This window comes from Pseudomonas sp. YuFO8 (genome assembly GCF_035065025.1).
Taxonomy (GTDB): domain Bacteria; phylum Pseudomonadota; class Gammaproteobacteria; order Pseudomonadales; family Pseudomonadaceae; genus Aquipseudomonas; species Aquipseudomonas putida_AE.
Genome location: NZ_JAXDEQ010000046.1, coordinates 40,465 through 47,904, shown reverse-complemented (window position 1 = coordinate 47,904; position 7,440 = coordinate 40,465). Strand labels below are relative to the sequence as shown.

General features: G+C 59.3%; 4 protein-coding genes. All 4 read right to left on the bottom strand.

Features of this window, described 5'->3' with window-relative positions; genetic code table 11:
* Positions 1-463: 463 nt before the first annotated feature.
* Positions 464-3,091 (bottom strand): type I DNA topoisomerase, encoded by a 2,628-nt coding sequence (gene topA / locus SOP95_RS27320; protein WP_274077085.1) that lies wholly within the window; start codon positions 3,089-3,091, stop codon positions 464-466.
* A gap of 114 nt (positions 3,092-3,205) precedes the next feature.
* Positions 3,206-3,442, bottom strand: a complete 237-nt coding sequence (locus SOP95_RS27315) for a DUF1653 domain-containing protein (protein ID WP_046819512.1) — start codon at positions 3,440-3,442, stop codon at positions 3,206-3,208.
* Between the two features lie 99 nt (positions 3,443-3,541).
* Complete coding sequence (gene fadA, locus SOP95_RS27310) at positions 3,542-4,717, bottom strand: acetyl-CoA C-acyltransferase FadA (RefSeq protein WP_323608959.1); 1,176 nt, start codon at positions 4,715-4,717, stop codon at positions 3,542-3,544.
* Between the two features lie 29 nt (positions 4,718-4,746).
* Positions 4,747-6,894 (bottom strand): fatty acid oxidation complex subunit alpha FadB, encoded by a 2,148-nt coding sequence (gene fadB, locus SOP95_RS27305; protein WP_274077087.1) that lies wholly within the window; start codon positions 6,892-6,894, stop codon positions 4,747-4,749.
* Between the last annotated feature and the right edge of the window lie 546 nt (positions 6,895-7,440).

Here is a 7,440-nt window from a genome sequence, read left to right as displayed (position 1 = left end):
CAGCCGGTCGACGCTCGATTGCTCGCGAAAAACCTGAGAGCACCGCGGGGTGTCAGGATCCCCGCATCATCGTTGACCTCCATCGCGAGCAATCGAGCGTCGACCGGCTGCTCCTACAGGCTCTTCAAAGTGACCCGCTGTAAGAGCGGAACCATAGGTGGCCGTTACCGCAGGAATGGATATGTACTCGGTCAACAAATAATAGATCGCCTGTCAGGACGCCATCGCCGGCAGGCCGGCTCCCACAGTGGATCGGGTACAGCCGTAAGTGATTGGTCGGCTATATGGCCGCCTTCGCTGCGATGCGGCGACCCGACAAGCCAGCTCCTACAGTGGATTGGGTATAACCGTGGGAGATCGGTCGGGTGTAAGGCCCTGCGCCGGAGAGCAGGCACCCTGCACAAACAAAAAAGCCGCATGAAAACCCGAAGGTCGTCATGCGGCTTTTTCTGTGGAGAGGCTTTTACGCCTTCGCAGCCGGTCGCTTGTCCTCGACCTTCCACTTGCCACCGTCGTAGAACGCTTTCCAGCCAGTCGGCTTGCCGTCGACTTCGGTCTGCACGTACTGCTCCTTGGTCTTGCGGCTGTAGCGGATCACGGCAGGCAGGCCATCCGGATCTTTCTTCGGCGCTTCGCAAAGGAAGTGGTACTTCGGATCGATCTCATCCTTGTGCGGCAAAATCTCGATCACCAGCGGCGCACGGGTCTCGCGGTTTTTCGGGAACTGGCTGGCGGCCAGGAACAGGCCCGAGGCACCGTCGCGCAGGATGTAGGTGTCGTTGACCTTTTCGCATTTCAGCTCAGGCATCTTCACCGGGTCCATCTTCGGCGGCGCCGCATCACCGCTTTTCAGCAGTTTGCGGGTATTCTTGCAGGTCGGGTTGGTGCAACCGAAGAACTTGCCGAAACGGCCGGTCTTGAGCTGCATCTCGCTGCCGCACTTGTCGCATTCCAGGCTCGGACCTTCATAGCCCTTGATGCGATAGGTGCCCTCTTCGATTTCGTAGCCGGCGCAATCCGGGTTGTTGCCGCAGATGTGCAGCTTGCGCTTCTCGTCCAGCAGGTAGGCGTCCATCGCCGTGCTGCAGATCGGGCAGCGGTGCTTGCCACGCAGTACCAGGGATTCCGATTCACCCTCGTCGTCCGCGGCGATTTCATCGCCCGGCACCAGGTTGACGGTCGCCTTGCAGCGTTCTTTCGGAGGCAGGCTGTAACCGGAGCAACCGAGGAACACACCGGTCGATGCGGTACGGATCTGCATCGGACGCCCGCACGTGGTGCACGGAATGTCGGTCATCACCGGCTGGTTGGCCCGCATGCCGCCGTCCGGGCTTTCGGCTACTTCGAGTTTCTTCTTGAAGTCGCCGTAGAACTCGTCGAGCACGTTTTTCCAGTCGCGTTCGCCCTGGGCCACGTCATCGAGGTGCTCTTCCATGCCGGCGGTGAAGCCGTAGTCCATCAGGTTGGAGAAGCTTTCGGCCAGGCGCTCGGTGACGATGTCGCCCATTTTTTCCGAATAGAAGCGACGGTTGTGCAGCGCCACGTAGCCGCGGTCCTGGATGGTCGAAATGATTGCCGCATAAGTCGAAGGACGACCGATGCCGCGCTTTTCCATTTCTTTCACCAGGCTGGCTTCCGAATAACGCGCCGGTGGCTTGGTGAAGTGCTGGGTCGGATCAAGCTTGATCAGCTTCATCGCGTCGCCCTGGGCCATGTCCGGCAGCACGTCGTCGTCGCCCGGCTTGGCAATTTGCGGCATCACGCGGGTGTAGCCGTCGAACTTGAGGATGCGGCCCTTGGCGCGCAGCTCGAAGTCGCCGGCACCGACGGTGACCGTGGTCGACAGGTATTGCGCCGGCAGCATCTGGCAGGCGAGGAACTGGCGCCAGATCAGCTCGTAGAGGCGCTCAGCGTCACGCTCCATGCCCGACAGCTTGCTTGGCTCAGTGTTGGCGTCGGAGGGACGAATCGCTTCGTGAGCCTCTTGTGCGCCTTCCTTGCTGCTGTAGACGTTCGGGGTTTCCGGCAGATACTTCTTGCCGAATTCGCCTTCAATATAGGTACGCGCCATCGCCACGGCATCGACCGAGAGGTTGGTCGAGTCGGTACGCATGTACGTGATGTAGCCAGCTTCGTACAAACGCTGGGCCATCATCATGGTCTTCTTCACGCCGAAGCCCAGGCGGTTGCTCGCGGCCTGCTGCAGGGTGGACGTGATGAACGGCGCCGACGGCTTGCTGCTGGTCGGTTTGTCTTCGCGCTTGACGATGCTGTAGCTGGAAGCCTTGAGCTTCTCCAGCGCGGCCATGGCCTGGGCTTCGTTGAGCGGCTTGAAAGCTTCGCCCTTCTCGCGAGCGACGTCAAAACGCACGGTCGCGCCCTTGGCGGTGCCGAGGTCGGCGTGGACTTCCCAGTACTCTTCCGGGATGAACGCGCGGATCTCACGCTCACGCTCCACCACCAGCTTCACGGCAACCGATTGCACGCGACCGGCGGACAGGCCACGGGCGATCTTGGCCCACAGCAGCGGCGAGACCATGTAACCCACCACGCGGTCGAGGAAACGACGCGCCTGCTGGGCGTTGACACGATCGATGTCCAGCTCGCCTGGCTGGGAGAAGGCTTCCTGGATCGCCTTCTTGGTGATTTCGTTGAACACCACGCGCTTGTAGCGGGTGTCGTCACCACCGATGGCTTCGCGCAGGTGCCAGGCAATGGCTTCCCCCTCGCGATCCAAGTCGGTTGCGAGATAGATGGTGTCAGCATCCTTGGCGAGCCGGCGCAGCTCTTCGATGACCTTTTCCTTGCCCGGGAGGATCTCGTACTTGGCTTTCCAGCCATGATCGGGATCGACGCCCATGCGAGCGACCAGCTGCTTGCGCGCCTTTTCTTTCGGCGACAAGGCCGGCGCTTCACCCGCAGCAGCCTTGCCGCGCTTGGCGGCTGGCTCTTTGCTGGCGCTAGCCGAACCGCTGGTGGGCAGGTCTCGGATATGGCCGATACTCGACTTCACCACGTATTCGTTGCCCAAATACTTGTTGATGGTCTTGGCCTTAGCCGGGGATTCCACAATGACCAGCGATTTGCCCATGGATCAGAAAATTCCTGAATTCTAGAAGTGAAAGGCGGTTGGCGCCTGACGCGGCACCGCTATATATAGTGGCTACAAGGTGAGGTCAAGCGCAGGGTTCTGCGCGCCCTGCCCTTACGGCTTCGGAAAAACGCTCGGTTCGGCTTGCACCAAAGCAAAGCGTGGCACCTGTTCGCCGTCAACTTCGACGGACTCCAGGAACATGCTCAAGGGGCGTACCCAAAAGCCGTAATCGCCATACAGGGCTTGGTAGAAGACCACTTCTTCCTCGGTTTCCGAATGCCGCGCGACACTGAACACACGGTACTGCGGACCTTTGTAATGTTGATAGAGCCCAGGTTGTATCGGCATGCTTCGGCCCTCACTGAAATCCGTTCAAAATAAAAAAATAAAAAAATCCACAAAAACAAAAACCGGGGCACTGGGCCCCGGCTTCCGTCAACGCAACGTTTAAACGCGTTCGAAGACGGTGGAGATGCCTTGGCCGAGACCAATGCACATGGTGGCTACCCCAAGGTTGCCGCCATTTTGCTTCATCACATTGAGCAAAGTGCCGGAGATTCGCGCACCGGAGCAACCGAACGGGTGACCCAGGGCGATCGCGCCGCCGTGCAGGTTAACCTTCTCATTCATCTTGTCGAGCACTTTCAGATCTTTCAGCACTGGCAGGGCCTGTGCGGCGAAAGCTTCGTTGAGCTCGAAGTAGTCGATGTCAGAGATGCTCAGACCCGCACGCTTCAGTGCTTTCTGTGTGGCCGGTACTGGACCATAGCCCATGATCGCCGGATCCACACCTGCCACGGCCATCGAGCGGATCACCGCCATAGGCTGGATGCCCAGGTCCTGTGCACGCTGCGCCGACATCACGATCATGCACGAGGCGCCATCGGTGATCTGCGACGAAGTACCGGCTGTCACGGTGCCGCCCTTCGGGTTGAAAGCAGGCTTCAACGCCGCCAGGCTTTCCAGGGTGGTTTCCGGACGAATGGTTTCGTCGTAGTCGAAGGTTTTCAGGAAACCGTTCTCGTCGTAGCCCTGCATCGGGATGATTTCGTCCTTGAACTTGCCTTCCACCGTCGCCTTGTGGGCGAGTTGGTGGGAGCGCACGCCAAAGGCATCCTGCTGTTCGCGAGTGATGCCGTGCATCTTGCCCAGCATTTCCGCGGTCAGGCCCATCATGCCCGAAGCTTTTGCCGCGTACAGCGACATATGCGGGTTCGGATCGACACCGTGCATCATGCTCACGTGGCCCATATGCTCGACGCCGCCCACCACGAAAACGTCACCGTTGCCGGTCATGATCGCTTGCGCGGCGGTGTGCAGGGCACTCATCGACGAGCCACACAGGCGGCTGACGGTCTGGCCGGCGGAGGTGTGCGGGATCTGGGTCATCAGCGACGCCATGCGCGCGATGTTCCAGCCCTGCTCCAGGGTCTGGTTCACACAGCCCCAGATCACGTCCTCGACTTCGCTCGGGTCGACCTTGACGTTGCGTTCCAGCAATTTGCTGATCAGGTGCGCCGACATGTCTTCGGCGCGGGTGTTGCGGTGCATGCCGCCCTTGGAGCGGCCCATCGGAGTACGACCGAAGTCGACAATCACGACGTCTCTAGGATTCAAGCTCATAAGTTCACTCTCACTCTAGTTGGGGGCGCTTAACCGAAGAAGCTCTGGCCGTTCTTGGCCATTTCGCGCAGCTTCGCGGTCGGGTGGTACAGCGCGCCCAAATCAGCGTACTGGTCAGCCAGGGCAACGAACTGGGCAACACCGATCGAGTCGATGTAGCGCAGCGCACCGCCACGGAATGGAGGGAAACCGATACCGTAGACCAGACCCATGTCGGCTTCGGCGGCGGTTTCGACAATGCCGTCTTCCAGGCAACGCACGGTTTCCAGGCACAGCGGGATCATCATCCAGTTGATGATGTCTTCGTCGGTGACTTCGCGCTGTTCGAAAACGATCGGCTTGAGCACTTCCAGCACCGACGGATCGGCGACTTTCTTCTGCTTGCCGCGCTTGTCGGTCTCGTAGGCATAGAAGCCCTTGCCGTTCTTCTGGCCCAGGCGCTTGGCTTCGTAGAGCACGTCCACGGCCGAGCGACGGTCATCCTTCATGCGGTCCGGGAAGCCTTCAGCCATCACGTCGCGACCGTGGTGACCGGTGTCGATGCCGACCACGTCCATCAGGTACGCCGGGCCCATTGGCCAGCCGAATTTTTCCATGACCTTGTCGATACGGACGAAGTCCACACCGGCGCTGACCAGCTTGGCGAAACCGCCGAAGTACGGGAACAGCACACGGTTGACCAAAAAGCCCGGGCAGTCGTTGACCACGATCGGGTTCTTGCCCATTTTCTTGGCGTAGGCAACGGTAGTGGCAACCGCCAGCTCGCTGGACTTCTCGCCACGGATCACTTCCACCAGCGGCATCATGTGCACCGGGTTGAAGAAGTGCATGCCGACGAAGTTTTCCGGACGCTTGAGGGCCTTGGCCAGCAAGGTGATGGAAATGGTCGAGGTGTTGGACGCCAGGATGGTGTCCTCCTTGACCTTGTCTTCGACTTCAGCCAGTACGGCTTGCTTGACCTTGGGGTTCTCGACGACAGCTTCAACCACCAGGTCGACGTGACCGAAATCACCATAGGACAGGGTCGGACGAATGCCGTTGAGCACTTCAGCCATTTTCGCGGCGGTCATGCGGCCTTTATCAACGCGACCAACCAGCAGTTTGGCGGCTTCGGCCAGACCCTGCTCGATACCGTGCTCGTTGATGTCCTTCATCAGGATCGGCGTGCCTTTGGACGCCGACTGATAGGCGATACCGCCACCCATGATGCCGGCGCCCAGTACAGCGGCCTGCTTCACGTCCTTGGCGATTTCGTCGTAGGCCTTGGCCTTTTTCTTCAGTTCCTGATCGTTCAGGAACAGGCCGATCAGGCTCTGTGCTGCCGAGGTCTTGGCCAGCTTGACGAAACCGGCGGCTTCGATTTCCAGGGCCTTGTCACGACCGAAGTTCGCGGCTTTCTGGATAGTCTTGATCGCTTCGACCGGGGCCGGGTAGTTCGGGCCAGCCTGGCCGGCCACGAAACCCTTGGCGGTTTCGAAAGCCATCATTTGTTCGATCGCGTTCAGCTTGAGCTTTTCAAGCTTCGGCTGGCGCTTGGCCTTGAAGTCGAATTCGCCGGAAATGGCGCGCTTGATCAGTTCCAGTGCGGCATCCTGCAGCTTCTCAGGAGCAACCACGGCATCGACGGCGCCCACTTTCAGCGCGTCTTCAGGACGGTTTTCCTTGCCGGCGGCAATCCACTCGATGGCGTTGTCGGTACCGATCAGGCGCGGCAGGCGCACGGTGCCGCCGAAGCCCGGGTAGATGCCCAGCTTGACTTCCGGCAGACCGATCTTGGCCTTGGTCGACATGACGCGGTAGTCCGCCGCCAGGCACATTTCCAGACCGCCGCCCAACGCGATGCCATTGATCGCGGCGACAGTCGGGACGTTGAGGTCTTCGAAATCGCTGAAAATCTTGTTGGCTTCGAGGTTGCCAGCCACAAGCTCTGCATCCGGCAGCTTGAAGTTGTCGACGAATTCGGTGATGTCGGCACCGACGATGAACACGTCCTTGCCACTGCTGACGATCACACCCTTGATCGACGCATCTGCCTTGATGGCGTCTACGGCCTGACGCAGTTCGTTCAGGGTTAGACGGTTGAACTTGTTGACGGACTCACCCTTGAGGTCGAACTTCAGTTCGACGATGCCACTTTCAAGAGCCTTAACCGTGATGGCTTTACCTTCGTAAATCATCAACTGATCTCCACGATATGGAAGCTGAACAGTACACGTCGGACGCAGGCGGATGGCTGGCAGGGACGTCAATCGTCGATGCTACGCCTATCCACCCGTCACACCCGCCAACGCGATAGTCGGGATTCTGTAGGAGCGTTTTGTCGGACAAACGCTCAATTCATACGCCCGTTTGATTTGGGTACGTCACCTTCACGGAATTTCCGACAATTGTCAATCGCCCAAAATGCGGGTTGAAATGCGACTTTGCGGTCATATCCGTACTGCCAGCACCTGCAATACGCACAGGTATGCACAACCATTCATAGGATCAATCATTAGAAAATTCGCCCTAATTCACGGCAGCCTGTGTTTAACGGGCTACGCTGGCGGGACTGGCGAAAAAAGTGAACGCTTTTGGCGAATGCCCAGCGTAAGATCAGCCCACACAAAATTACCGGCCTGCCTGGCCACCCCCGCCCGATGAAGTTGTCGGGCTTTTTATTGCCCGCAAAAAAACCCTTGTAGGAGCGAGCTTGCTCGCGATGGACCTGAGAACGCCGCGGG